This window comes from Streptomyces sp. GbtcB7 (assembly GCF_019091445.1).
GTDB lineage: Bacteria > Actinomycetota > Actinomycetes > Streptomycetales > Streptomycetaceae > Streptomyces > Streptomyces mirabilis.
The window spans coordinates 1-235 of record NZ_JAGXJM010000652.1; the positions used below are offsets into that span (position 1 = coordinate 1).

The 235-nt window shown below is 74.5% G+C and carries 1 pseudogene; it reads left to right on the top strand.

Annotated elements, in window-relative coordinates:
- Positions 1-235: pseudogene (locus tag KVT44_RS57130) on the top strand (glutamine amidotransferase); the annotation flags it as partial.

A 235-nucleotide genomic window follows, 5' to 3' on the forward strand; every position in this document is an offset into this window, starting at 1 on the left:
GGACACACCCCCGCGTATCTCGCCCGCGCCGGCCGCGAGATCCGCACCGTCGACCCCACCCGGGAGCCGGTGTCGACGATCGGCGGTCACCGGATCCAGCCCGACCTCGCGCTCGACGAACTCCGCCCCGAGGACAGTACCCTGCTGATCCCCACCGGCGCCGACCTCTGGGACCCCTCCGACGACCTCGCCCCCTTCGCCGGCAAGGCCCGTGCCTTCCTCGACGCGGGCGTGC